We start from the raw sequence: 1,234 nt of genomic DNA, 5'->3' as shown, positions 1-1,234 counted from the left end.
GGTCTCGGTTTTGACGGGCTGGTCGGTTATTCGCCGATTGCGATGGCTCGTAATGCTATCGGCCTGGCACAAGCCACTGAGGATTATGGGGCTTCTTTTTTTGCTAATGGGGCGGCTCCTGGTGGTGTGTTGGAGCATCCGGGCACGATAAAAGATCCCTCCCGGGTGCGTGAGTCCTGGCAGCAGACGTTCGGGGGTGCGAAGAACGGCAATAAGGTCGCTGTTTTGGAAGAGGGTATGAAGTACACGCCTATTAGCGTGTCTCCGGAGCAGGCGCAGTTTCTTGAAACACGGAAGTTTCAGCTCAACGAGATAGCTCGGATCTTTCGTATTCCGCCGCACATGATTGGCGATCTGGAAAAGAGTTCCTTTTCTAATATTGAGCAGCAGAGTTTGGAGTTTGTGAAGTACACGCTTGATCCGTGGGTGATCCGCTGGGAACAAGCAATCACGAAAACTCTCTTGAACCCGCGTGAAAAGCAGCAGTTGTTTGTGAAGTTCAATGTTGAGGGGCTGCTGCGCGGGGATTACCAGTCGCGTATGGAGGGCTATGCGGTAGCCAGGCAGAACGGGTGGATGAGCGCAAACGATATCCGCGAGCTGGAGAATCTCGACCGTATCGATGCCGAAGCGGGCGGTGATCTCTACCTAGTCAACGGCAACATGCTCCCGTTACCAATGGCAGGAGCTTATGCCGCCACCAAACAAGCCGAAGAAGCCGGGTCTGGTGATGAATCACCAGAAGAACAGCCTGAAGAGAACCAAATTTTGAGGAGGAGAATGTGAAGCGTTTTTGGAACTGGATACCCCCAGAAAAAACCAACCCGGACGCCCAAGAGGATGTCCGGGTTTTGCGTATTAACGGGGCTATCGCAGAGGAATCTTGGCTAGATGACGACGTAACACCCGCCATCTTCGCCAGTGAACTAAATGCCGGATCAGGACCGGTCACTGTTTGGCTCAACAGTCCCGGTGGCGATGTCGTGGCGGCAGCCAGGATTTACAACATGCTTCTGGACTACCCAGGAACCGTGACAGTCAATATTGATGGCATCGCAGCATCCGCAGCGAGCGTGATCGCTATGGCAGCAAGTCATGTGGCGATGTCGCCGGTGTCGATGTTGATGATCCACAACCCAGCAACGTTGGCGATGGGCGATAAAACTGAACTCTCGCGTGCCCTCAACATGCTTGAGAGTGTCAAGGACTCGATTATCAATGCTTACCAGCTCAA

Annotated in this window: 2 protein-coding genes; both read left to right on the top strand. The window is 53.4% G+C overall.

Features of this window, described 5'->3' with window-relative positions:
• A partial coding sequence (locus G556_RS10640; RefSeq protein WP_036916232.1) for a phage portal protein occupies nucleotides 1-786 on the top strand: 786 nt, incomplete at its 5' end.
• Nucleotides 783-1,234: head maturation protease, ClpP-related (locus G556_RS0107500; RefSeq protein WP_028822330.1), on the top strand; the 452-nt coding region annotated here is incomplete at its 3' end. The genes G556_RS10640 and G556_RS0107500, both read left to right, overlap by 4 nt.

The organism is Propionimicrobium lymphophilum DSM 4903 (assembly GCF_000423485.1).
GTDB classification, from domain to species: domain Bacteria; phylum Actinomycetota; class Actinomycetes; order Propionibacteriales; family Propionibacteriaceae; genus Propionimicrobium; species Propionimicrobium lymphophilum.
The sequence above is the reverse complement of the archived record's forward strand: the minus strand, read 5'-3'. Positions and strand labels throughout refer to the sequence as shown.